This window comes from Leptolyngbya sp. GB1-A1 (assembly GCF_039962475.1).
Lineage (GTDB): Bacteria > Cyanobacteriota > Cyanobacteriia > Elainellales > Elainellaceae > Leptolyngbya_A.
Window position 1 is genome coordinate 206699 of sequence record NZ_JAMPLI010000001.1, and the last position, 26045, is coordinate 232743.

Annotated in this window: 17 protein-coding genes; 11 read left to right on the plus strand and 6 right to left on the minus strand. The window is 51.3% G+C overall.

Going from position 1 to position 26045, the window contains the following annotated elements; translation table 11 throughout:
* The first annotated feature begins 79 nt into the window (after window positions 1-79).
* Window positions 80-1342 carry a methylglyoxal synthase gene (locus tag NDI45_RS00915; protein WP_190794325.1) on the plus strand — a complete coding sequence of 421 codons (1263 nt, stop codon included), beginning with the start codon at window positions 80-82 and terminating at the stop codon, window positions 1340-1342.
* A 217-nt stretch (window positions 1343-1559) separates the two neighbouring features.
* On the opposite strand, the gene NDI45_RS00920 is transcribed toward NDI45_RS00915, so the two are convergent.
* A complete protein-coding gene (locus NDI45_RS00920; protein WP_348245790.1) occupies window positions 1560-1853 on the minus strand; it encodes a DUF2103 domain-containing protein in 294 nt (97 codons plus the stop codon).
* 13 nt (window positions 1854-1866) lie between these two features.
* Window positions 1867-2193 carry an ATP-dependent Clp protease adapter ClpS gene (gene clpS, locus NDI45_RS00925; protein WP_190789789.1) on the minus strand — a complete coding sequence of 109 codons (327 nt, stop codon included), beginning with the start codon at window positions 2191-2193 and terminating at the stop codon, window positions 1867-1869.
* 477 nt (window positions 2194-2670) lie between these two features.
* Between clpS and clpB the strand changes: the two genes are divergently transcribed.
* From clpB to NDI45_RS00965, 8 genes are all read left to right on the plus strand, one after another.
* A complete protein-coding gene (clpB, locus tag NDI45_RS00930) occupies window positions 2671-5367 on the plus strand; it encodes an ATP-dependent chaperone ClpB (RefSeq protein ID WP_190789788.1) in 2697 nt (898 codons plus the stop codon).
* A gap of 105 nt (window positions 5368-5472) precedes the next feature.
* Window positions 5473-5685 carry an RNA-binding S4 domain-containing protein gene (locus tag NDI45_RS00935; RefSeq protein ID WP_190789787.1) on the plus strand — a complete coding sequence of 71 codons (213 nt, stop codon included), beginning with the start codon at window positions 5473-5475 and terminating at the stop codon, window positions 5683-5685.
* Between the two features lie 94 nt (window positions 5686-5779).
* Window positions 5780-6214 (plus strand): photosystem II complex extrinsic protein PsbU, encoded by a 435-nt coding sequence (gene psbU, locus NDI45_RS00940; RefSeq protein ID WP_190789786.1) that lies wholly within the window; start codon window positions 5780-5782, stop codon window positions 6212-6214.
* A gap of 458 nt (window positions 6215-6672) precedes the next feature.
* Entirely contained in the window at window positions 6673-7836 is a 1164-nt protein-coding gene (locus tag NDI45_RS00945) for a GuaB3 family IMP dehydrogenase-related protein (RefSeq protein ID WP_190789903.1), read from the plus strand.
* A gap of 427 nt (window positions 7837-8263) precedes the next feature.
* The gene (gene trxA, locus NDI45_RS00950; protein WP_190789904.1) at window positions 8264-8584 is read left to right on the plus strand and encodes a thioredoxin; all 321 of its coding nucleotides are present in this window, start codon (window positions 8264-8266) and stop codon (window positions 8582-8584) included.
* Window positions 8585-8939: 355 nt separating this feature from the next.
* The gene (locus tag NDI45_RS00955; RefSeq protein WP_348245791.1) at window positions 8940-10007 is read left to right on the plus strand and encodes an LOG family protein; all 1068 of its coding nucleotides are present in this window, start codon (window positions 8940-8942) and stop codon (window positions 10005-10007) included.
* A 415-nt stretch (window positions 10008-10422) separates the two neighbouring features.
* Complete coding sequence (locus NDI45_RS00960) at window positions 10423-11514, plus strand: ATP-binding cassette domain-containing protein (RefSeq protein WP_348245976.1); 1092 nt, start codon at window positions 10423-10425, stop codon at window positions 11512-11514.
* A complete protein-coding gene (locus tag NDI45_RS00965; RefSeq protein ID WP_348245792.1) occupies window positions 11511-12311 on the plus strand; it encodes an ABC-2 family transporter protein in 801 nt (266 codons plus the stop codon). The genes NDI45_RS00960 and NDI45_RS00965 overlap by 4 nt, the downstream gene beginning before the upstream one ends.
* A 299-nt stretch (window positions 12312-12610) precedes the next feature.
* On the opposite strand, the gene NDI45_RS00970 is transcribed toward NDI45_RS00965, so the two are convergent.
* A complete protein-coding gene (locus tag NDI45_RS00970) occupies window positions 12611-21907 on the minus strand; it encodes a cadherin domain-containing protein (RefSeq protein ID WP_348245793.1) in 9297 nt (3098 codons plus the stop codon).
* Between the two features lie 238 nt (window positions 21908-22145).
* Here NDI45_RS00970 and ilvN point away from each other — a divergent pair, with 238 nt between their 5' ends.
* Window positions 22146-22667: an acetolactate synthase small subunit gene (ilvN, locus tag NDI45_RS00975; protein WP_190794116.1), complete on the plus strand. Its 522-nt coding sequence runs from the start codon at window positions 22146-22148 to the stop codon at window positions 22665-22667.
* A gap of 28 nt (window positions 22668-22695) precedes the next feature.
* Here the strand turns inward: ilvN and NDI45_RS00980 are convergent, their stop codons facing one another.
* From NDI45_RS00980 to NDI45_RS00990, 3 genes are all read right to left on the minus strand, one after another.
* Window positions 22696-23637 (minus strand): glycosyltransferase family 2 protein, encoded by a 942-nt coding sequence (locus tag NDI45_RS00980; RefSeq protein ID WP_190794117.1) that lies wholly within the window; start codon window positions 23635-23637, stop codon window positions 22696-22698.
* 31 nt (window positions 23638-23668) lie between these two features.
* Window positions 23669-24469, minus strand: coding sequence for a class I SAM-dependent methyltransferase (locus NDI45_RS00985; protein WP_348245978.1), 801 nt, complete (start codon window positions 24467-24469; stop codon window positions 23669-23671).
* A gap of 291 nt (window positions 24470-24760) precedes the next feature.
* On the minus strand, window positions 24761-25237 hold the full coding sequence (locus NDI45_RS00990) for a DUF4079 domain-containing protein (RefSeq protein WP_348245794.1): 477 nt from the start codon (window positions 25235-25237) through the stop codon (window positions 24761-24763).
* 132 nt (window positions 25238-25369) lie between these two features.
* Here NDI45_RS00990 and NDI45_RS00995 point away from each other — a divergent pair, with 132 nt between their 5' ends.
* Entirely contained in the window at window positions 25370-25996 is a 627-nt protein-coding gene (locus tag NDI45_RS00995) for a hypothetical protein (RefSeq protein WP_348245795.1), read from the plus strand.
* The last annotated feature ends 49 nt before the right edge of the window (window positions 25997-26045 follow it).

A 26045-nucleotide genomic window follows, 5' to 3' on the forward strand; every position in this document is an offset into this window, starting at 1 on the left:
CACGACTGCACTGGAGCATTTCTACAATTTAATGACCCCTTCTTCCTTCTGAAGAAAACTTTACAAATCTGGTTTTTCTATGCCTGCCACCATTGCTCTGATCGCTCACGATAGCCGTAAAGACGATCTACTAGCCCTGCTGCGCGATCGATTGCCGGTGTTCTCCCGCTACCACCTGATCGCAACCGGAGGCACAGGTCATCGGATTCAAGATACGCTGGGATTGCCGATCGAGATTCTGAGGCCTGGGGCGATCGGAGGAGACGCACAGGTTGCCGCAGAAATTACCGCAGGTCATGTTAGCGCGGTTATTTTTTTAGAAGACACGCTCTACGCGCAGCGGCACGAGCCAGGCATCGATCTGATTACCAGAATTTGCAATATCCACAACATTCCGTTTGCAACTAACGTTGCCACGGCTCAAGCAATTATCCAAGCTCTGGCAAGAACACAGGTTGCCCATCTAGTCTTTAACCCCGTATCGGGACAGGGCAATTCAGAACAGGAGTTGCAGCTTATTCGCGATCTGCTGGAACCCGCCATGCAGCTTGTCGTACATGAAACTACCGTGGAACTTAGCGCAGAAAAACTGGCGCAAGAAGCGATCGATGCCAAAGCCGATCTCGTACTGGCATCTGGTGGCGACGGGACTGTTTCAGCCGTTGCAGGTAAACTAATTGGCACTAATATTCCGCTCGGCATCATTCCCAGAGGTACTGCCAATGCCTTTGCCTCCGCACTGGGAATTCCCACTGCCCTCAATCCGATTCGTGGAGCTTGCCAAACGATTCTTACCGGACACCGCCGAGTTGTCGATGCTGCCTTTTGTAATGGGTTGCCCATGATCCTGCTGGCAGGCATCGGGCTGGAAGCAGAAACCGTCGACCGTGCCGATCGCGCTGCGAAAGACCGCTGGGGTGCGCTGGCATATTTGATGGCAGGTTGGCAACAGCTCGACGAGCAGCAATTGTTTGACACCGAGATCGAAGTTGATGGTCATGTTGAGTGTTTTCAGGCAGGCGCGATCACGATCGCTAACGCTGCCCCGATTACTTCTGTTCTAGCGCAGGGCATCGGACAGGTGGTATTCGACGATGGCTTGCTAGACGTGACGATCGCCAGTGCAAAAACCAAGCTTGAAGCCATTCGTACGATCGCTCGTTTGATTGGATCAGCTCTGCTGAAGCCCTCTGAGAGTCCTGATATTGTTCATATGGGCGCAAAGAAACTACGAGTCACCACCAATCCGCCGCAGAAAGTAGTGCTGGACGGCGAAATCATTGGCACAACTCCGGTTGAGATTAATTGTGTGCCGGGTGGGTTGACGGTGATGGCTCCCTGAAGGAGTGGAGAAGTGGATGGCTGGATGGGTGAGTGGGAAGATAAGGGGGTGGGGTATTGAGGTGCGCGAGTTGTAGTGTTCTATGATTTACAGAACTGCTCTGGCTATACTCTGTCAAAAACGCGATTGCCTAACCCGATTGCCTAACAAGCCAGCCACCGATTGACCTGCCCCCGATCGCCCCATCGCCTCGTCGCCCAATCCCACACCCGCTCACTTACCCCTTCCGCAATATTCTGCCTACTGCCTCTTCCAGTGCTGCCTGACTCAACTGGGTTAATACAAAAACTTCCTGAAACGTTTTGCCTTTACGGGCGATCAGCTTAAAGCCGCCCCGAATGGGAACGGATACTTTCAGCGTCAGGGTGGGAATGTTCGATCGCGTTGTCCCAATTCGGGCAGGAGTAACGGTCCCGATGCCGTCTTGCTGCGTTAGCCGTTCTAAAACTGGGATGAGTCCGGGCAAATGAGTTGAGTGGTTCCACACGAGCCGACCGCTTGCTTCTGCCATATTAATTTAGCCCTTAGGCAGCCTCTAGGGGAGCCATTGTTAATCCCGCACGGCTCAACTGCTGATGATGCAGCTCTGCCTGCTCTAGCGGACCCGTCCAGACGATCGCTTGACCCTCGAAGTGAATCTGATTGGTCAGATCCCAGGCTCGATCGCCCGTCATGCCGGGAATGTATTTCATCAAACAGTCAGCAACGTGCTGAAACGTATTAAAGTCGTCATTCAGCACAATCACGTTAAAGTTGGGGTAAGGCTTACGAACGGTCTGACTCGTCCGCTCAGGAGTCACCGTTGGCGACGTTGCCATTTGCTGGGGTGCTGCTGAAATTGCCGTAGCCATGACTTAATTTCTCAGAGAAACTTCATAAAAGTACACTTCATTAACACCTTATCTCAATTTTTGGATTCACGATGGGTAAATTGTCCTCAGAACTCGACATTTCACCCCAATCATATTTCTGTCCGATAGATTCAGAAGATCAGATCTGTTAAATCTAAATCTTTCGAAAAAATTAGCTCTTTCGAAAAAATCCTCTTTCTGAATCTTCAATCGCCTGAAGCAGTCTTGAACGATCGCGTAACCTCTCAAACTGCTTCCGGGTCTGTTAGTTCTGGCTAGCATATCTACCCCGGTTTTTTGGTTTGGGTTTGAGGCTTGGTCGCTCCTTAAAATCTCCCCCGAAATCTCCCCTGTGTGAGATCAGGCAACCTAGCAACGCCTGCTTCCCGTCTGGGGGAAGTTCAAAGGGAGCCTGTGAAATTTGTTAGAGTTGAGTCGCGATATACTTTAAGCTTTATCAATAATTTTTAGTTTCCTATGCAGCCCACTGACCCCAGCAAATTCACCGAGAAAGCCTGGGAAGCGATCGTCAAGTCTCAGGATGTTGCCCGTCGATTCCGCCATCAGCAGCTTGAAGTTGAACACGTTGCCCTATCGATGCTGGAGCTCGAAGGAGCAGGCGATACGATGTTGGCAAAGGCAAATGTCGATGTAGCGCGGCTTAAGCAGCAGATCGAAGCCTTTACGCAGCGCCAACCCAAAGTTGTTTCAGACGGTCAGCTTTATCTTGGTCAAGGACTTGATCTGCTGCTGGACAAAGCAGAAACAAACCGCAAAGCAATGCAGGACGACTTTGTTTCGGTCGAACACCTGCTGCTGGCACTTGCAGAAGACGATCGCGTTGGGAAACGAGCCTTTCGTGCTCTAAGCATCGAAACTCGGCAGCTTGAAGCCGCAATCAAAACCGTGCGGGGCAATCAAAAAGTCAAAGATCAGAACCCCGAATCAACCTATGCTGCCCTGGAGAAATTTGGGCAGGATTTGACTGAATCTGCCAAAGCGGGCAAGCTCGATCCGGTAATTGGACGGGACGATGAAATTCGGCGCGTGGTGCAGGTTCTCTCTCGCCGGACGAAGAATAATCCGGTGCTAATTGGTGAACCCGGGGTGGGTAAGACGGCGATCGCCGAAGCCCTAGCTCAGCGAATCGTGAACGGAGACGTACCGGAATCGCTGAAAAACCGCCGCCTGATCAGCCTTGATATGGGTTCCCTGATTGCTGGAGCCAAGTACCGGGGCGAGTTTGAGGACCGTTTGCGGGCAGTGCTGCGGGAAGTGACCAGTTCCGAGGGGCAAGTTGTTCTGTTTATCGATGAACTGCATACCGTGGTTGGGGCAGGCTCACCGCAAGGCACGATGGATGCCAGTAATTTGCTGAAGCCGATGCTGGCACGGGGCGAACTCCGCTGCATTGGTGCGACCACGCTGGACGAATACCGCAAGCACATCGAAAAAGATGCGGCTCTGGAACGGCGATTTCAGCAGGTTTATGTCGGGCAGCCCACCGTCGAGGACACAATCTCGATTTTGCGCGGGCTTAAGGAACGCTACGAAGTGCATCACGGGGTGAAGATTGCCGATTCTGCCCTAGTTGCCGCCGCGACCTTGTCCGATCGCTATATTTCCGATCGCTGTTTACCAGACAAGGCGATCGATTTGGTGGATGAAGCGGCTGCCCAGCTCAAAATGGAAATTACCTCAAAGCCTGTTGAGCTAGAGACGATCGATCGGCGATTAATTCAGCTAGAGATGGAAAAGCTGTCGCTAGAGGGTGAAGGGCAAAGTGCTGTGGCGATCGGCGTGTATCGCAGCGCGAAAGATCGGTTGGAGCGAATCAACCAGGAAATTAACGATCTGAAAACGCAGCAAAACCAGCTCAGCTCGCAGTGGGAATCGGAAAAGCAGCTCTTAGCCGCGATCAATGGGCTAAAGGAAGAAGAGGAATCTCTGCGGCGGCAAATTGAAAAAGCCGAGCGCAGCTATGACCTCAACACCGCCGCCCAGCTCAAGTACGGCAGGCTGGAGGCAGTGCATCGCGAACTCGAAGCCAAAGAAACCCAGTTGATTGACATCCAGGCAGACGGCGAAACTCTGCTCCGTGAACAAGTAACCGAAGCAGACATTGCCGAAATTGTTGCCAAGTGGACGGGGATTCCGATCAATCGCCTCATGGAATCCGAGCGGCAAAAACTCTTGCAGCTTGAGAGCTATCTGCACAAGCGGGTAATTGGACAAAACGAAGCGGTCGAAGCCGTTGCCGCCGCAATCCGTCGTGCCCGTGCAGGCATGAAAGATCCCGGTCGTCCGATCGGCTCTTTCCTGTTTCTGGGACCAACCGGAGTAGGTAAAACCGAGCTTGCCCGCGCCCTTGCTGAAGCCCTGTTTGACAGCGGTGATTCCCTAGTGCGGCTGGATATGTCCGAGTACATGGAGAAAAACTCGGTTGCACGGCTGATCGGTGCGCCCCCAGGCTATGTAGGCTACGAGGAAGGCGGTCAGTTATCGGAAGCAATTCGCCGTCATCCCTATTCGGTGCTGCTGTTGGACGAGGTGGAAAAGGCACACCCAGATGTATTTAACATCCTGCTGCAATTGCTCGACGATGGGCGCATTACTGACTCCCAGGGCAGACTCGCAGACTGTCGCAACACGATTGTTGTCATGACCAGCAATATCGGCAGTGAATACATCCTCGATGTGGCAGGCGATGACTCAAAGTACGAGGAAATGCGGAAACGGGCAGTTGGGGCACTACGATCGCACTTCCGCCCAGAGTTCCTGAACCGTGTAGACGATATCATCCTGTTCCACGCCCTTAGCCTGAAGGAACTGCGAAAAATCGTCGGGATTCAGCTTCAGCGCATGCGTCGTTTGCTGGCAGAGCAAAAAATCGATCTCGAAGTCACCGTTGCCGCCCAAAACTACATTGCTGATGTCGGCTATGACCCCGCGTATGGCGCCCGTCCGCTCAAGCGAGCCATCCAGAAAGAGCTAGAAAACCCGATCGCCACCAAGCTTTTGGAAACCGCTTTTATGGAAGGGGATACGATCGTGGTCGATGTGGTTGACCACAAGCTGAGCTTTATCAAGCAGTCCAGCGAAGTGGTTGAGCCCCTTACCAAAGCTGAGCCTGCTGAGATTGCCGCTCCGCAGATCGTTCCAGCAGAAGGCTAAGCGGTCAGAGTCCCAATTCGCTCCCCTCGCCTCTCTGTTCCAGTGCATCTTCACGAGCGCCTGCCTTCGCTAGAATGGCTCTGTTCTGGTGCTGGATAACGCGCAATGACCGACGAAGTGATCAAACTCGATCAGTTTCTTAAGTTGATTGGCATGGTTGAAACCGGGGGTGAAGCAAAGTTGCTCATCCAGAATGGTGAGGTGCAGGTCAATGATGAGGTAGAAACCCGCCGAGGACGCAAACTCGCTGCAGGCGATCGGGTCACGCTACAAGGCAGAACGTTCCTTGTGAAACTCGCACATCAGGATGGGGCATAAAAGGTTTCTGATTAATGATAGGCTCTAAGAAAAGCTGTGTCCTAAGCATCTTGATATGACGTTTAATTGGTTGAGATTGGGAGGGAGCGTCCTAATGAAACGATTTGTGGGAGTAGTGTTGGCGGTTGGGCTGATGTTGGGGAGCCTGTTGGGCTTTGCAGGTCAAGCAACCGCATTGGGCGAAAATGGCTTGTTCTGGAATGGAATGGCGATGGCTCCTGTTGTTGCCGAAGCATCCTTCCGAAATCGAGCTGATGATAAGCTGGCAACTGAGTTTGGCAAAAAGATCGATTTGAACAACACAAACGTGCGGGCATTTCTGCAATATCGCGGAATGTATCCAACTTTGGCGCGTTTGATTGTGGGGAATGCTCCGTTTGAGCAGGTTGAAGACGTGCTGGATCTGCCGGGGCTAACCGAGCAGCAAAAAGACATCCTGCGTTCTAACATGAACAACTTCACTGTTTCTCCGCCAGAAGATACCTTTGTAGAAGGTGGCGATCGATTTAACAACGGAATTTACCGCTAGGTGCATCCACAGCAGATTGACTAAGCAAATTAGCTGATCAGGCAATCGCTTTCTGAATGAGCAGATCCCGCTGCAAACGCGACTCGATCTGTGAATCCAGAGAGCGATTCCTTTTTTTGGATTCCTTTTTTACAGGTTCTAGCCCGACTGAAGACAGTAATATTCCTTATTCTTTTGCCGTTCCAGCCTACAAAATTCAAGCTTGAGCAACCAGGATGAAAGCTTTTGCAAGTCGATCGATCTTCGATACTTTTGCCATTGCTTTGTTGCTATTGCTTTATTGCTATTGCTTTATTGCTATTGCTTCAAGCTCAATTCTCATTTTTCAAAGTTATCGGAGATTCATCAAAATGCTGTAACAAAGCATACAGATGTTTTGTCCGGATCCCGATCGGGTTGTCCCCTGAATCTCTCTAGATTTGATAGTCTAGTTTGAATAAGTCTTAAGGAATAGAAGCGTGGACATTCAAATTGGTAGAGGCAAAGCTGCCCGTCGAGCATACGGGATCGATGAAATTGCACTATCTCCCGGAAACAGAACCCTCGATCCCTCGCTTGCCGATACAAGCTGGACGATCGGCGGCATTCAGCGACAGATTCCGATCATTGCCAGCGCAATGGATGGAGTTGTCGATATCAAAATGGCAGTGCGGCTGAGCCAACTCGGGGCATTAGGAGTGCTAAACCTGGAAGGCATTCAAACGCGCTATGCTGATCCTGAGCCAATTCTCGATCGCATTGCCTCTGTCGATAAGCACGAATTTGTGCCCCTGATGCAGGAGCTATACGCCGAGCCAATCAAGCCAGAACTGATCGAGCAGCGCATCCAGGAAATTAAATCCCAGGGCGGGATTGCAGCGGTGAGTGCTACCCCTGCGGGAGCTGCCAAGTTTGGCGCAACAGTTGCAAAAGCAGGCGCAGATTTATTCTTTATTCAGGCAACCGTGGTTTCAACGGCTCACCTCTCTCCAGAGTCGATCACCCCGCTGGATCTGGCAAAGTTCTGTCAGGAAATGCCGATTCCCGTCGTGCTAGGTAACTGCGTAACCTATGACGTAGCACTCAACCTGATGAAAGCAGGCGCGGCGGCGGTGTTAGTAGGCATTGGTCCCGGTGCTGCCTGTACCTCTCGCGGAGTGTTAGGCGTGGGCGTGCCCCAGGCGACTGCTGTAGCAGACTGTGCAGCAGCGCGTGAAGACTTTTATCGGGAAACGGGCAAATACGTTCCGGTGATTGCAGACGGTGGCTTAATTACCGGAGGAGACATCTGCAAATGTATTGCCTGCGGTGCGGATGGCGTGATGATTGGCTCTCCGTTCGCTAGAGCCGCAGAAGCTCCAGGCAGGGGCTATCACTGGGGCATGGCAACACCCAGTCCGGTTTTGCCGCGTGGTACTCGCATTCGTGTGGGCACGACCGGAACACTAGAGCAAATTCTGCGCGGTCCGGCTCAGCTCGATGATGGAACTCACAACTTCCTGGGGGCACTGCAAACCAGTATGGGCACGCTGGGCGCAAAGGATATTCGGGAGATGCAGCAAGTTGAAGTCGTGATTGCTCCCTCGCTGTTGACTGAAGGCAAGGTTTACCAGAAGGCACAGCAGCTCGGCATGGGTAAATAAACTTCACCTTGTCAACCGGATTTATATAAGTTTATCTGCGGCTTCACGGGAAACCATAGTGAAAATCCATAACAGTCGCTTACAATAGAAGGAAGCGGAGACGTATGTTTCCGTTCACTCCTCACACCACACTCCGCCTGGACACTGTTCAGGCGGTTCCTCGTTTAAACAGGCATTTAATTGGCCTGTTTCTAAGAAACTGTCACAGGAGAAGAAGTTCTCTGCTCAAACCTCTGCTGCTCAGGACGGTCTCAAAAAAGGGTCGAAAATGCTGTCTAAAAACATACATCGATGAGGTTCAAATCATTCGATCGGACGAGAGAGCTGAATCCCAAATTTATATCTGTTTGTATAGACCCATAGCGCAAGCTGCTTGTTTTCGCTATGGTAAGATTTTGAACGATAATATAGGCTAAGGATTTCAGGCATGTCAGCAGCCGCAGTTACAGACGCAACTTTTGAACAAGAAGTAATTGAGAGCAACGTTCCTGTTCTGGTTGATTTTTGGGCACCCTGGTGTGGTCCTTGTCGGATGGTCGCACCCGTGGTTGATGAGATCTCCGAACAGTACGCTGGTCAGATTAAAGTTGTCAAAGTCAATACCGATGAAAATCCCAGCGTTGCCAGCAAGTATGGGATTCGCAGCATCCCTACCCTGATGATCTTCAAGGGCGGACAGCGGGTGGATATGGTGGTTGGGGCTGTTCCCAAAACCACGCTGGCGACCACGCTCGAAAAATATCTCTAAGTTGCTCGATCGATCAGCCGTCACAGGCATTCTACCCCTCGTTTTATGTCTATTCGGTTCTGGCTACTTTGCGGTTTGTGAGATTTGTTTGTGAGATTGAGAGTACGAGATTTCTAGTACGCCATCTCTTTTGTCTTAAGTGCCCTGGTCTTTCTGGCTGGGGCATTTTACGTGGATTTGGGGACTGCGCTGCTGTAGCATCCCAACGGCTTAACACAAGGAAGCAAACTTCATCTGGATTAGCCCGGTTTTGCCCTGGTATCCCGCTTCAGTCCTATAAAGAATTGCCGTAAAGGCGATTTAGACAGCGCGTTTTTTGATCCGGTAGAATAGGGTACTGCTGTCACAGGAATACATGACCCTATCTCCTTCATCGTCCAGCTTAGAATCCCTTCAGGCAGAAATTCGCGAATTGCTCGATCAGTTGCCCAAGATGAAGCATGGCGCACTGATTCAACAGGCACTCATGACCCTGGCGCGGATGGCAGAAGTCGATACCGATCGCCTCGATTGGAAAATCCTGAACGCTTCATTGCAGGATATGGAACAGGCGTTTCGCGTATTCTATCCCCATCGCCACATTCGCAAAATTACGATTTTTGGTTCTGCTCGCATCAAGCCTGGAACTCCGGCGTATCAAATGGCGGTTGACTTTGCAAAATGCGTTACGCTGCAAGGCTTTATGGTGATGACGGGCGGTGGTCCCGGTATTATGCAGGCGGGCAATGAGGGAGCCGGATCAGAGAACTCCTTTGGGCTGAACATTCGGCTGCCGTTTGAGCAGGGGTCAAATCCGTTTCTCGAAGGCAGCGACAAGCTGGTCAATTTCAAGTATTTCTTTACACGCAAGCTGTTTTTTCTGCGGGAGACCGATGCGCTCGCTTTGTTTCCGGGCGGGTTTGGTACGCAGGACGAGGCGTATGAATGCCTGACTTTGATGCAAACTGGAAAGTCTGACCTGCTGCCGCTCGTGCTGGTAGAGCCGCCGGGAAGCAATTACTGGCGCGGCTGGGAAGCTTATGTGCGTGACCATTTGCTGAAGGATGGCTTGATTAGCCCGGACGATTTGGATTTGTACACGATTACCGATCGCGTCGATCTTGCCTGCGAGATGATTTCGAGCTTTTATCGCGTGTTTCACTCTAGCCGCTATGTGGGCGACAAACTGGTGCTGCGCCTCAACTCCGAGCTATCTGCCAACGATATGGAGTATCTGAACCAGAACTTCAGCGATATTTTGATATCGGGAAAAATCGAGCAAGCCAAGCCACTGCCGGAGGAGTTGGGCGGCGATGCGGCACAGTTGCCCCGTTTAGTAATGCACTACAACCAGCGCGATTTTGGACGGCTCTACCAAATGATTCGCGTCATCAATCAACTAGGTATGGATGCTCCTGAAGCCACCCACCCCGAACAGAAATAGTCTGGGCATTACTGAATGGAAATCGGATTATCAGATAGGGAGTTCTGCGCTAGGGATGATTTGAAAACTACCCTTGCAAAATTCATCTGTCGGATCAGCAATGCCATCGTCTGATGTACGGTATTCCAGATGCCTTCCCCCTCAATCCCTCTTTGATGCAGGGCTGGTGTGTATCCACAAGTTTTGTCCAAGTTCTGGGTTTTGCAGCCCCCTAAATCTCCTAATTCTAGGGACTTTGAGAACTGTAGTAGGCGTGCCTTCCCTACCCCAAAAATGAGGAGGTTAGGAGTGAAGCCTAAATTCTTAAAGGAGATGAGAGCTACCGATCGCTCGGTTCCGAAATAGCCTGGAAGGAGGAAGACATCTGGGAATTGACGGGAAACGATAAGACATGACACCACACCCCAGCAGTCCCATGCCCATGATCTCGGTTGAAAACCTGACGAAGGTTTATCCCGTTGCGATTAAAGATCCCGGTTTTGCGGGAACCATCAAGCATTTCTTTCAGCGCACCTATCGCTCGGTTACAGCGGTTCAATCGGTTTCCTTTGCGATCGAACCCGGTGAGGTCGTAGGGTTTCTGGGACCAAACGGGGCAGGCAAAACAACCACGCTTAAAATGCTCACCGGACTGATTCACCCGTCCTCAGGACAAGTCACGGTGGCAGGGCATATTCCCTTTCGGCGGCAGCGGGCGTTTCTTCAGCAAATTACGCTGGTGATGGGGCAAAAGCAGCAGTTGATCTGGGATTTGCCCGCGCTGGACTCCCTCCGAATTAATGCGGCAGTGTATGGAATAGACGATCGCGATTATCGGCAGCGCGTTGGCGAATTGACCGAGATGCTGTCCCTGGAAGGCAAGCTGAATCAGCCTGTGCGAAAGCTTTCTCTCGGCGAACGAATGAAGGCGGAACTGCTAGCTGCGCTGCTGCACCATCCGAAAGTGCTGTTTCTTGATGAGCCGACGCTCGGACTCGACGTCAATGCTCAGGTCAATGTGCGCGAGTTTTTGCGCGAATACAACGAACGTTATCAGGCGACAGTGTTGCTAACAAGCCATTACATGGCAGACATTACGGCTTTGTGTCAGCGGGTGCTGATGATTCATGCCGGAAACCTGATTTACGATGGCAGTTTAGAAGGCTTGCTCGAACGGTTTGCGCCCTGTCGGGAAGTGTCGATCGAACTCAGTTATCCTCGATCGTCTGCCGAACTACGTCCCTACGGAGAACTGAAGCAGGTAGATGGACAACTCGCGCAGTTTATTGTGCCGCAGGAAAAGCTGACGCATACGATCGCCCAGCTCTTAGCAGACTTTGAAGTCGTAGATTTGAAGGTGACAGACCCGCCGATCGAGGAAGTGATCGGTCAGGTGTTTCAGTTAGGAACCCGGGTGGATGCAACCTCAAACGGGAATGACCAGGCAGTGTCGCCCAATCAACTCCCGCAGGGCAAAGTCTCCGACGGTGAATTTATCGAAGACCGTCAGCCTGGAGGCACAAGATGAATCAGAGGCTCAAGCGGACAGGTCGCATTGCCCAAACCCTGCTCACCGTTTACTACGCTTATATGGTGGAGTACCGAGCAGAGCTGATTCTGTGGATGCTGTCGGGCAGCCTACCGCTCATCCTGATGGGCGTGTGGATTCAGGCATCGCAGAGTGGGCAGTTTGGACTTTCATCGATCGACTTTATTCGTTACTTTCTCGCCGTTTTTCTGGTGCGGCAATTTACCGTCGTTTGGGTAATTTGGGAGTTTGAACGCGAAGTCGTGGAAGGAAAGCTCTCATTTCGACTGCTGCAACCGCTCGATCCAGGCTGGCATCATTTTATGTCTCACTTTGCCGAGCGATTTGCCCGGTTGCCGTTTGCAATTCTGCTGGTAATTCTCTTTTTTGTGCTGTATCCGCAAGCCGTTTGGATTCCCAGCCTGTCGCAAGTTCTGCTGTTCCTGCTCGCCGTTACTCTGGCGTTCATCCTACGGTTTGTTACCCAATACGCCTTCGCAATGCTGGCTTTCTGGATTGAGCGAGCAAATTCGTTGGAGTCTTTCTTTTTTCTGTTCTACCTGTTTCTGTCAGGCATTATCGCGCCGCTGGAAGTGTTTCCGCCGATCGTCCGCCAAATTGTGCTGTGGACACCGTTTCCCTACATGATTAATTTTCCTGCCAGTCTATTGATCGGTCTGCCGGAAAATGTAGTGCAGGGGTTACTGATCATGCTGGGCTGGATCGCGCTCTTCTGGGCGTTAAATCGCTGGCTGTGGCAGAAAGGTTTGCGCCGCTATTCGGGCATGGGAGCATAGTGAATAGCTTCAATTCAGACTGAAAACTTGCCGGAAGAACTGTATGACCGTATTCAAAGTCTTGCGGCTGAGAATAGTCCTGACTTTGAATGAAGTTGTGATTTATCTATTGCAGCAGGCAGTCCAGCCCAGTAAACAGAGAAGCGTTCAGGAACCTGTTCAGGAGGGATAGACAGAGCCGATGGCGGAGATTTTACAAAGAATTCGTAGGGCGTTGCTGAATCGAAATATGAAGACACAACTTGAGACCCTGCATCGCCCCCTATTCATCTCAAGACAAAAGCAAAGTAAGTAACCTACTAAATCACCCGCAAATTCGATCGCTGAATAACGGGACGACCGCCTAGTTTTGCAATCAGCACTTGATTTGCCTCGCCGCTGCCGTCAACATCGAAGAACAGGGAATTTTTGTTGTAGATAAAGCGATCGTTCCCATCCTGTGCCTGGCTACCCAAAACGAACTGGCTAATACGCACTCGACCTCGACGCACCTGTCGTCCAAAACTGCGGCGACTGATCAAAATAGTGTCGTCTTTGCTGTTGAAGTCCGTGATCACATCGCGGTTTGACTTCTGAGAGCTGGTAAGGATGAACCTATCTTTTCCTTTGCCGCCCGTTAGCCGATCGCGTCCTACACCTCCGTCTAAGCGATCGTTATTGTCACCGCCAAGGAGTCGATCGTTCCCCAGTCCACCTGTAAGTTCATCTTCGCCGCTTTCGCCAACCAGCGTATCGTTGCCGTCGTTGCCCAGCAGGAGATCGTCTCCCAGCCCGGCACTCAGGAAGTTGTTCAGCCTGTTGCCAACCAGACCGTTATCGAGAGCGTTGCCTGTTCCCGTTAGCGCGCCTCCGGTCAAAATCAGATCTTCAATGTCCTTAGGAAGCGTGTAGCTAATTGCGGCAGAGACGGTATCAAAGCCGCCGTTCTCGAGTTCGATCGCCTGATCGCCCGAACTATCGATCACGTAAACATCATCACCTGTGCCGCCTTCCAGGTAGTCCTCCCCTGCGCCGCCGTCTAGGCGATCGTTGCCTCCGTTAGCAATCAGGCGATCGTTGCCGTTACCTCCAGACAAGCTATCTGCGCCCGATCCAGTAATGACGCCGTCGTTTGCGTTGCTGCCGATCAGGGTAACACTGCCATTGAAGCCGCTCCAGTTAAACTGCTCGAAGTTGGTGATTATTGTGTTGTTGACAAGAACGCCGCTCACCTGATTGGTGGAATTGGCGATTTCAATGCGGGCGTTGCCTGTGCCATCGGTCAGGGTCAGCGTGTCGATGCCTGTGCCGCCGTCGATCAGGTCGTTTTGCTGAAGGTTTGCCAGCGTGGAAATTACCGTGTCGTTACCGTCCTGGGCATTGATGCGATCGGTCGCAGGAGTGGTGACCAGTGCCGGATCGCCGATGACCGTACCGTCGTTGAGCCGGATGCTCGTCATCTGGATTGTGGTTTGAGCGGCGTTACTCAGGCGAGTGCCATCGCTGACCCGAAACAGAATCACCCGCGTGGTCATATCCGGGGCAGGGCTGGAGTTGTGATAGCGAATGCGCTGAATCGCTTTAACATAGCTGCTTAAAGGCGCAGAACCGCTCAGGTTAAGCGTTCCCCTAGGGCGATCGTAGCTGGCACTCAGCCCGGTTCCGGCAACATCCACAGACAACATCTCGCTGTTGGGATCAAACAAATTCGAGATTCTGATTTCGGCTCTGGTCAACACGGTACTATCAGAATCCGTGAGTTGCGTTTCATTAGAAGCAACGGCAACAGGCTGACCCAAAATGACAAACGTGTTGCTAAAGTCGTTTCCGGCTCCTCCGCCGTTCAAATCAACCACTGGAGGCGCAACGCTTTGCTGAAACTGCAAGTTAATTCTTGCCGGGTTGCTGCTTGTGCCATCGCTCACCGTAATCAGCGCCGATCGACCCTGAGCCGTGGGCTGTTGGCTGCTGTTGAGATAAATAATCGATCGCAGCACCTGCTGATAGGTGTCCAGTGCAGCCGTGCCCGCCAGAGTCAGAACGCCGATCGCCGCATTGAAGCTGCCAATAATGCCATTTTGGTCGTTAAACAGCAGGTTGTCTTCGCCCGGCATATAGCCTTCCAGCGCGATTGTGGCTCCATTGAGCGTGGAGCTATCAATATCGGCAATCCCAATTGCGGCATCGAGATTGATCGCCCGGTCGTCCACCGAAAAAACGACGGATGAAACCGAAGGGGTGACGATTGGCGCATCGTTACGCGGCGCAATCTGGATGGTGCGGGTAGCAATCTGGCTGGTGAGCGCACCATCCCTGGCAGTGAACTGAACGATGCGATTGGTGGTGTTGGGGGCGTTGCTCGTGTTAGTGTAAGCAATCGATCGCAGGGCATTTTGATATGTACTGACCGCAGCGGTTCCTTGCAGCGTGAGCGTTCCGGTTGCCGCGTCGAACTGTCCGCTAATGCCGTTTTGATTGGTGAAACTTAGCTGATCCTGCTGCGGCACGTAGTTAACGATTTTTACCGACGCACTGGACAGGGTTTGGCTATCGACATCGGTCAGGCTCAGGGTTGAATCGATTACCACTGCGCCCGCATCTTCCTGATAAGCAAGCGTACCCGTATCAGGTGTAATGATCGGAGCTTCGTTGACGTTGTTAACTTCAATCTGGAACGTGCGGATCAGGCTCAGCCCTTCGCTATCAGTAACGGCAACCTGAATCGAGTAGGTTTTCTGAGTCTCGTAGTCTAGCGGATTTTTGACCAGCAGCCGATCGCCCGCAATGGTAAAGGCATTGTTGTCTGCCACATTCGGAACGAGGCTGTAACGAAAACTGCCGCCTTCCGCATCGACTGCTTTAAAAGTGCCGATCGGCGTATTGGGCGAGGCGTTTTCATCGACGGTCGTTCCTTCAAGGGTCAGACTGGTGGGCACCTCGTTCTGATCGGTGACGGTAATAATGAGCTGCTGCGTCTTCTTCAGTCCACCGAGATCGGTTGCTGTGATATTGAGCGCGATCGTGGGGGTGGCTTCGCGGTCGAGGCCGATACCGTTTTTTAGCTTCAGGTTGCCTTGGTTATCGATTTCAAATCGATCGTCGTTGACCTGATAGCTGAACTGATCGTTTTTGTCTGGATCAACGACCTGAAACTGCCCGACGATCGCTCCTGCCCTGTTTTCTTCAACTCGATCGTTCAGCAGGCGAATTTCGGTGGGGGCTTCGTTGATATTGGTAACGTTCAGCGTAATCTGCTGTGTGAAGCTTTCCGCCGGATTCCCGTTGTCGGTTGCCGTAATATTCAGGCTAAGTTTGCCGTCTGTTAGTTCTTCATAGTTGAGGCTTTGTCCTGCCTTCAGCTTGAGATTGCCCTGGCTATCCACCTCAAACCGGACGGAATCGCTAACCGTAAAGGTAAATGCTGTGCTATCTACGTCAGTTGCGGTCAATCTACCGATCGTTGCACCCGCACGGTTTTCTTCCATCGTACTGGGAGATAGCTGAATTCCAGTCGGGGCTTCATTGACGTTGGCTACCTCGAGCGTGAAGGTTTCCGATCGGGTCAGTCCTTTACTGTCGGTTGCTGTGACCGTGACTTGGATGGGAGCGGAATCTTCAGAATTGAGGCTGAGTCCGTTTTTCAGCTTCAGATTGCCCTGGTTGTCAATCTCAAATCGATCGTCGCCGCTGAGTTTGAGGGTTAGCGTATCGTCTTTATCAGGATCAGTCGCGGTCAACTTACCAACGATCGCCCCTGCACTGTTTTCGGCAACGCTTTTGTTCTCTAGATTGATTGCGCTGGGAGCTTCGTTGACGTTGGTAACGGTAATCGTGAAAGGTTTGGTGAGTTTGCCGACAGGTTGACCGTTATCGATCGCCGTAATGCTCAGGTCTAGTTTGCCGTCTGTGAGTTCCTCATAGTTGAGGCTTTGTCCCTGCTTCAGTTTGAGTTTGCCATCCTTTACCTCAAAGCGATCGTCGCTCACTTCATAGGTGAACTGATCACTATCAGGGTCGGTGACTGCGACATCACCAATCGTCGCGCCTGCTGCGTTTTCTGCAACGATATTGCCTTGTAGCGTGATATTAGTTGGTGGCTCGTTCAGGTCTCGCACCGTGATCGTGAAGGTTTGGGGCGCACTGCTTAAGCCGTCGCGATCGGTGCTGATGATTTGAATCTGATAGCTGGACTTAGTTTCAAAGTCGGGCGATTTCCGGATGCGAAGCTGATTATTTTCGATCACGAAAGCAGCATGATCGCCAAAGCCGTCTACGAGTTGATAGGTGAACGCTTCGTTGAGGTCGGGATCGAGCGTGTCTAGTGAACCAACAAGACTATTGTCAGGAATGCCTTCGTCAATCTGGGCTGAACCGAGGGTAACGACAGTGGGAGCTTCGTTGACATTCGCAACGTCGATCGTGATTGGCAGCTCGGTTTTTTTGGATGGATTACCGTTGTCAGTTGCGATGAGTGCGACCGTCAGTTTGCCGTCTGTTAGGGTTTCATAGTCAAAACTGACTCCGGGCTTGAGCTTGAGCTGATCGCCCTCGACCACAAAGCGATCGTCTAAAACACCGTTAACCGTAACCGTGAGCGTGACCGTATCTTGTAGATCGGCATCTGAAAGATTAATCGTACCGATCGTGACTCCTGAAACGTTTTCGGCGATCGCCTGAGCCGGGGTAAAGCTTAAAACTGGCGCGTCGTTGAGGTTGTTGACCTCGATCTCAAACGACTTGGTAAACGACTGTGCCGGGTTGCCGTTGTCGGTTGCCGTGATTTGCAGCGTTAGCTTTTTCTCGGTTTCATAATCGATCGACGCATCCGGCGTTAACTTCAGGTTGCCCTCTGCGTCTACCACAAAGCGAGCATCACTGATGGTAAACGTGTGCGTATCAAAGCGATCGGGATCGGTGACTTTCAGTTTGCCAACGATTGCACCCAGGGTTTCTTCATCGATCGTTGTGTTATCAAGCTCGATCTCAGTAGGGGCTAGGTTGAGCCGCTCGACCTGAATGATGAACTGACGGGAAATGCGTTCATCACCGCGATCGATGGCAGTAACCGTTAGCGTAATCTCTTCAGTTGTATCGGCATCAAGGCTGACCCCATCCTTCAGCTTGAGTTTGCCGCTATTCTCGACGAAAAAGCGATCGTCGCTTACTTCATAGCGGAACTGCTCATTCTTATCGGGATCGGTGACTTGCACCAGACCCACTTCCGCGCCAGCGACCTGCTCGCTAATCGTAAGATTCGACAATCCCAGATTAGTAGGGGCTTCGTTAACATCAGTGACTTGAAAAGCGACATCCAGCGTTGTGGTGCGCTCTGGCGTTCCGTTGTCTCTTGCCGTAACTACGAGGGAAACCGCACCATTCGTCAGAGTTTCAAAATCGAATTTTTCACCCGGCTTTAGCCTGATCTGCCAAACGTCTCCGGCGACAGGGTCAATCTGAAAGCGATTGTCGCTCAGCTCCAGGGTGAAGGGGTTGTTTTCTGGGTCGCTTACCGTTAGTGTGCCGATCGCGATTCCCTCATTGTTTTCAGCGATCGACGCAGCCGGAGTAAAGTCTTTTAGAACGGGCGCATCATTGAGATTGTTAACATTAATCGTGATTTGCTTGGTGAACGATCCCTGCGGATTGGCATTGTCCTTTGCAGTGATATCGAGGGTGACGGTCTGCTGGGTTTCAAAGTCAACCTTTACATTGGGCTTGAGGCGGAGATTACCCTCGCCATCCACCATAAAGCGGGCATCGTTAGGGAATTCAAACGTATGAAGATCACCACGATCGGGATCAACGACCGAGATTTTGCCAACGATCGCCCCGTCTTCATCTTCATTGATTGTGTTTGTTGCAAGCGTGATATCAGTAGGCGCAAAGTTAACCGGATCGACGGTAATTTGAAACGTCTTGGTAATTTCCAGCTGACCGGGGTCGGTCGCAGTGATTGTGAGATTAATCGTCTGTCTGTCGTTGATATCGAGCTGGGCAGTGTCTTTCAGCTTCAGCTTGCCGTTTCTGACCTCAAAGCGATCGTCGCTGCTGAAGTCGTCGCTGCTGAATTTGTAAGAAAAGGTATCCCCCTCATCAGGATCAATAACGGCGATCGTGCCAATCTCTGCACCAAACTGCTGCTCGTCAACCGATAAACTATCGGGCGTGATCGTGATGTCGGTTGGAGCTTCGTTGATATTCTGAATGAAAATGCTGAACTCGCTCGTAACCGAACGATTCGTAGAATCTGTTGCTGTAATTTTGAGTGGGATTGGTCCTGTTGCAGTTTCAAAATCGAGCAGTTTTCCTTCTGCAAGCTGAAGCTGATATTTCCCCTCAACCTCAACGATGACAAATCGATCGTCGTCCAGGGTAAACGTGTGAGTTTGGCTATCTTCATCGTCAACCGTGACCGTTCCCACAACCGCATTAGGCGTTGCCTCGTTGACCTGGTGTGGGTTTGTAGGGGTCAGGGTAATGTTCGTTGGTGCACCGGGTTCCGCGACCCGAACTGTTACCAACCTGCGAGTTTCTAGCTTTTCGGGACTTTGATCAGTGGCAATTACCTCTACCGTGACTTGTTGCTCAATTTGATAGTCGAGGCTTTCAGTGTTCTTGAGCTTTAACTTCCACACGCCATCGATCTGGACTACTTCAAACCGAGCGTCACTAACCCCAAAACTTGGGATTGTGCCTTCTGGATCGATCGATATAACAGTACCAACGGTTTCACCTGCTTTCTTGTTTCCGACGCTGCGTTGTTCGGTAATACTCAGCGATGGAGCTTCGTTGACGTTATTAACGTTGATTTCAAAGACGCGATTGAGGGTTTTACCATCGCTGTCTGTTGCCGTAATCGTCAGGCTGAGTTTACCGCCGACCAATTCCTCATAGTTAAGGCTTGCATTGTCACTCAGCTTTAACTGCCAATCGGCACCAACTTGGACGATTTGAAACCGGGGATCGTTCACGCTAAGCGTCAGAGTTGGATTATCGGGATCGGTTGCCTTCACCGTGCCGACGACTGCGCCCTTCACCTCTTCGTCAATCGGCTGTGCGTTCTCTAGCTGAATGTCGGTTGGCGGCTCGTTTTCATTCAGAACGTCGATCGTCAGCGTTTGATCAGAATACAAACTGCCATTGTTTTGATCGCTGGCACGAACTATGACACTGATTGTTGGAGTCGCTTCGCGATCGAGTTTAACCCCCGGTTTAAGCTTCAGGTTATTTGTCAGAGGGTCGATTTCAAACGGGCTGTCACCCACGAGCGAGAAATTCTGCGGATCACCTTCTGGATCATTCGCAGACAATTGACCGACGATCTCCCCCGGCTTATTCTCTACAACTTTGTTATTACTGAGGCTGAGGTTGATTGGAGCTTCGTTAACGTTTGTAACCGTAATCGTCACTGCTTGCCGCGACTCCAGGCTTGGATCCTGGCTATCGGTGGCAATAATGTCGAAGGTAATTTCCTTTTGGGTTCCCAGTGCCTCATAGTCCAGACTGCGACCGGCTTTGAGCTTCAGGTTTTTGGTGGAAGGGTCAATCTCAAACCGATCGTCCGAGACGGTTAAAACTGGCGTCGTGCCATCGGGATCAGTTACTTTTACTGTGCCAATAACCGCTCCTGGGGCATTCTCTGCAACCGTCCGGCTCCCCTCAAGCTGAAGGTCAACTGGAACTTCGTTGACATCATTGAGCGTGATTGTGAGTTCCTGCGTTGTAGACTGCTCTGGTGTGCCGTTATCGGTAGCGGTAACGCTAATTTTGAATGATCGGCTCAGCGGGTTTTCAAAGTTGAGGTTTGCTCCGTTTTTGACAACAATTTGGTTGCCGCTGAGTGCATAGAATTCGTTCTCGGCGATCGAAAAACGAATCGTCTGATTCTGATTTGTGTCTGGATCAGTCGCGCTGAGCGTCCCCACGACCGTTCCGCCCGGAGTATTTTCGTTTAGCTTGTCGTTGCTAAGCGTGATGTTCGTCGGGGCTTCGTTAACATCAGTCGTTCGGATCGTGAACTCTTGTGTCGCCTCCAGGTTGGGGTTGCCGTCATCTCTCGCCGTGACGGTCAGGACGATCTCTTTATCGTTATCATTCTCAAAATTCAGCGATTGCCCTGCTTTGAGCCTGAGTTGAGTGCCAAAGACTTCAAAGCGATCGTCCCCACTGACGGTGTAGGAAATGCTGTTTCCTTCTGGGTCGGTTGCTGAGAGTGTGCCGATGACGGCGCCAATGCTATTTTCTGCAACCTGAGGCGGAGCAGGAGTCAGGGTGATATTGGTCGGGGGGGTGTTGTCTGTGGGGGTTATGATCGAATAAGCACGTCCAAATACGCCGTCCTCACTGCCATCATTGCGTGTCCAAACGGCTGCAAAATTGTTGTTTGACGCAGCGATCGAGCTATAGCTTCCAGCCGGTGCGCCTGCATCAAGGCGAAACTCACTGCTTGTAGAATTGACCGGGCTACTGATGAGCGGGTTACCGTTAGCATCAAAGCGACGGGCATAGATACCCGCTCCCTGATCCCCTGAAGCGGATGACCAGGAAAGGATAAACTTCCCGTCTGCCGCCATCGCCACCATAACGTCCTGCTGGCTGCCCAACAGGTTTGTATTTGCCTGCTGCTCTGTAGCGGTTAACGCTGTTCCATTTCGGTCAAACCGACGGTAATACACATCCAAACCGCTAAACGATTGGGGATCCAGGCTCGACCATCCCACCACAAATGAGCCGTCTGCTGCCATTGCAACTGACGGTTTGCGCTGGTCTCCCGCAGCCAAGGAGTTAACTTGAATCCGATCGCCCTGCGCGATGCCCTGTGCGTTAAACCGCTGAGCAAAAATGTTGTAGCCTGTCGTGTTGCTCGTGTCGCTGTTATTTCTCTGACTGCTCTCCCAAACCACGACAAAGCTGCCGTCGTCTGCCATGGCGACCGTAGAGTTGAGCTGACTGCCTGTAGTTTGTAAATTGGCTGGGTTAACGGATGTAACCGCAATGTCACTACCCTGCGCCACCCCATCTCTGTTATAACGTCGGGCAAAGACTCCCAAGCCGTCGCCGTCCTGTCCGACACTTGTCCAGGTGATGACGAATCCGCCGTCGTTGGCATCGCTAGCATCGTCATCCCGATCGCTGGCAACAACCGAGCTGAGCTGCTGATTAAAGGGTTCTGAGTTGACGCGAAACTGAGAACCGCTCTTTTCACCGTTGCTGGTATAGCGTTGAGCATACACACCAAAGCCCGAATTGTCATCCTGAAAGCTGCCTGCGTTGCTAGACCAAGTGACAATAAAGCCGCCTAACGCATCAATCGCAACCGAAGGCGCAGTCTGATCCCCTTTGGTAATCGTATTGACTAGAAATTCATTTCCTATTGGGGTACCGTCTGCGTTGTAGCGACGACCATACACCCCTGTTTCGAGGAAACTCGTCGCATCATCCTGACCTGTACTCGACCAAACCACAACAAACGTGCCGTCTGCCGCCATGGCGATCGATCGCGTTGAGCGAGCGAGCTCGGTGCTGGTGTTGTCAAACACCCCTTCACTGGGATAGGTGCTTTGATACCCGTCGGTAGTGTTATTAACTGGAAATTCTGCACCTGCATTAACCTGCATAATCGTGTCTCGCTCACAACTAGATTTCCCCTTCCCAGAGACTACCCACGCAGGCTGTTACAGTTGCAGAAACAACATACTTTCCGTCAGTTTTACGGATACCCAATCTTGTCGGGAAAAAGTTGTGGGATCAGGCTATGATCAGAGATTGTTTTAGAATGCCGCCCTACAACTGTCAAACGGTTTTCCCTCCAGAAACGATCTCTGCAAGCCAAACTTTCAACAAAATTTCAACGTTATGAAGCACACCTTATCCGTACTGGTTGAAGATGAAGCGGGCGTGTTAACCCGAATTGCCGGACTGTTTGCCCGTCGCGGTTTCAATATCGAAAGTCTGGCAGTTGGTCCTGCCGGGCAAGATGGAATTTCTCGGATCACGATGGTCGTTCCGGGCGATGACAATATTATTGAGCAGGTGACAAAGCAGCTTTATCGCTTAATTAATGTGATCAAGGTGCAGGATATTACTGAAGATCCCTGCGTAGAGCGAGAACTCATGCTGCTAAAGGTAAATGCAACCAGCTCAAATCGATCGGAAATCATTGAGCTATCGCAGATCTTCCGGGCACGGGTTGTGGATGTGGGTGAAGACGCGCTGACTCTGGAAGTGGTAGGCGATCCGGGCAAGATTGTGGCAATTCAGCAAACGCTGAGTCGTTTTGGCATTCGCGAAATTGCGCGGACTGGAAAAATTGCTCTGGTGCGCGAATCGGGCGTTAACACCGAATATCTGAAGTCGCTAACCGAAGCAAAGGTTTAGGTCGTTTGACTTACTCGATCAAGCCTTGTTATTTCTGCTGAAATCCTCCAATTTCTGCCAGCGTATAAAGCGGTCTGCCTTTTACTTCTTCATAGATTCGCCCGATATATTCGCCCAGAATACCGATACAAATAAGCTGAACCGCTCCCAGGAAAAATATGACCACGGTAATGGCAGCAAATCCTGTCAGGGGTGAGTTTGGCGCAAATAGTCGCCAGTACAGCACTAGCACTGCCATCAGCAGGGACACTGCCGCCGCCGCTAATCCCAAATAGGTGGCAATCCGCAATGGCACCCTGGAGAAAGACACCAAGCCGTTGATTGCCAGTGCCAGCGATTTGCCAAAGGTGTATTTTTCCTTTCCGGCGTAGCGTGGGTCGCGCTCAAATAAAATTGCCGTTTGGCGAAATCCTGTCCAGGCGCGTAAGCCGCGAATATAGCGATTGCGTTCGGGCATAGCATTCAGTAGAGCAACGACCTGACGATCCATCAGGCAAAAATCGCCTGTATCCGTCGGAATTTCAACATCGGCAAGGTGGCGCAGCACACGGTAGAAACCAAATGCCAGCAGCCGCTTCAGCCAGTTTTCACGCCGTCTTTGGGTACGCTGTGCATATACAACCTGATAGCCCTGCTGCCAGCGATCGACCATCTGCGGGATTAGTTCAGGCGGGTCTTGCAAATCGGCATCCATCACCACGATCGCCTCTCCTCGCGCAAAATTGAGTCCGGCAGTGACAGCAATCTGATGCCCAAAATTGCGGGCAAGGCTGAGATAGCACACTCGCGAATCTTGCTGGTGCAGTTCTCGCAGCAAATAGAGCGATCCATCGCGGCTGCCGTCATTAATTAAAATAAACTCGGCTTCCCCGTCCAGGGATTGCACCATACCGCTCAAGCGGCGATACAGCTCAGCAATGTTTTCTTCCTCGTTGTAAATCGGCACAACCAGGGAGTATCTGGGAGCCATAGCACTTACTTGACGGCAAACTGAATAGCACTTACTTAATGGCGACAACTGCCAGGTTCCAGGCAAACCGCTTCATGCCGGGAATTTGCTTGAGAAGGCGATCGATTTTTTCCAGGCGATCGTACGTCTTCTGAAGTCGCTGATGCTCAATAATGATTTTCTTCCAGTAGCGTTCGGAGTTCGGGTGGACTTTTTCAATCAGATAAAACTGAAGAAAAATCCACAGCGTTGCAATCCAAAACGTATCGTAGATCGTTCGACCAAACAAATCATCAATAAAGCGAACCAAATTGATATCCAACGGCGTTTCGTCCTCGGTTCGCACTTTGGTTGCCATTTGCCGATACACATTAATCACAGGATTATGCTTCAACGGGTCCCAAAAGCATATTACCCCACCCGGTTTAAGCACTCGATGAATTTCTCGAATCGTCAGCTTCGGATTCGGAATGTGGTGCAGCAGATTCGAGGCATACACAATGTCAAATGTATTATCGGGATAATCGATCGCCATCGCGTTAATGACTCGCCCCTCGATCGCCACCCCATTCGACTGCGCCAGCTTTAACGCCACCTCCACCATTCCTGGCGAATAGTCTGATGCCACGCAACGCGCTCCGCGACTGGCGAAATAAACGCTGTTTTCCCCGGCTCCGCAGCCCAGATCGAGCAGCAATTTACCCCGCACGTTCCCGATCTGCTGAAGAATAAACCGATTTTCAGGAGCAGTGCAAGCTTCAAAATAATCCCGAACCCGAATGCCCTCGACATCGATCAGGGAGGCCCAGCGATCGTGAAATTCCTGCTCTTTTTTTAGAATTTCATCTTTCAAGATTTCGTCCTGCATTGGTTTGTCTCACAGATTCGCCTAAGCTCAATTCAGGAGATTGGAGAAGGTTTGAACAACGATGGCTGTGAACTGCCCCCTAGTTCCCGATTCTTAGGAAAGCTGGGGCAATGTAGAACCTCTAAACCTTGCCATCCACCTCTTGTTGGACAAAAACCAGCAAAAAGGGTAGGTTTCTCCAGACAGCATATCACTGTCAAACCTACCCCTCGTAAATTTCGGACTGTTCAAATCCCCAAAATTCCCAGAATTCTGAAAATCCAGAAAATTTAATGATTAGCCTGCCATCCGCTCCAAAATTCGCTGCATAATCTGCATTCCCGTCACAGCCTGCCAGCCAAACAGAGCTACTAGCACCACGTTCAGCGCAATGTGTGTAACTCGTGCCCAGTCCTGCCCTTTCTGCATAAACGGCGTGAGCGAAGCGGAAGTTGCAATCAGCCCCGTCATTCCCAGCCCTGCGAGCAAATGAGGACCGAAAAATAGCTTACCGTTGTTAATATAGGTCACTGCCATTCCGCCGATCGTCCCAATCACCATCAGCGGCAGCAGCACTGCCCCGTACTGATGATGTCGAATGTTGTACCGACCCTTCAACAGTTCTTTTTTCTCGTCGCCTGTTGCAGTGCGGGCACGTCGCCACTGAAAGCCAAGATAAGCGGCATAGACAGTGGCAGCAAACAGCACCCACATCAGCACAGGATGTCCAAACTGGCTCCAAACCTTGATCGACTCCGGGATCTCCAAGCTCATAACGTGTGAGGTTAATTGAATTAACAAAATCTTTATAAAAATTAGCATACCGTTATCCTGTACTGGGTTGAGATCAATCCCCAAAACCGGATTAAGTAAAAGTTAAGCGTTTCGGACGGGAGGGTGTGTGGGATGTCCCCAACAGAGATAGAAGCTGCCTTGCGGCTTGCCTTTGGCGAATGCCTTGCTGCCGGATGCCCTCTTGATCCAATTCAGCAGGAGATTTTGCTGCGGGCCCTGCTCGATAAATTGACTCAGGGTGAACAAACCGAGTCCCAGCGAACCGATCGGTCAGTTGCCTCTACAAATCCCCTAGATAATCTCACGCCAGAACAGCGGCGCACGCTTCTACGCTATATCAAGGAGCAGAATCAACAGAACCGAGCGTGGAAAGCTCAGCTCTTAAATGACTGGCTACAACAGCAAAACTCTGGAGAAATTCAGTTTGTTCGCACTGAGTACGGGCTTGCCTGGCTAGAGCAGATTCAGCCAGTTCATATTGCCGCCTATGCTGACGAAGCAGCGATTGCGCTCAGGGTGGGCGATCGAATCGAAGTCTCTAATGGGCTGTGGGAATGGGTGCAGGAAAACGGACCTTGCAGCCGCGAATGGATTCCTTGCACAGTCATTGGTTTGCGGCAGGACAGTAGCCTATCTCATGCAAGCTGCACTGTTCGCTTTGAGAACGGCTTGGAATACGAGATTCAAGGCATTTATGAATGGAATCGGTATAACTGGCGATGGCAGCAGGAGAAGTGAGGGGGTGAGGGAATAAGGCGGAAGGGTGAATGGTGGGGATGGATGGTGG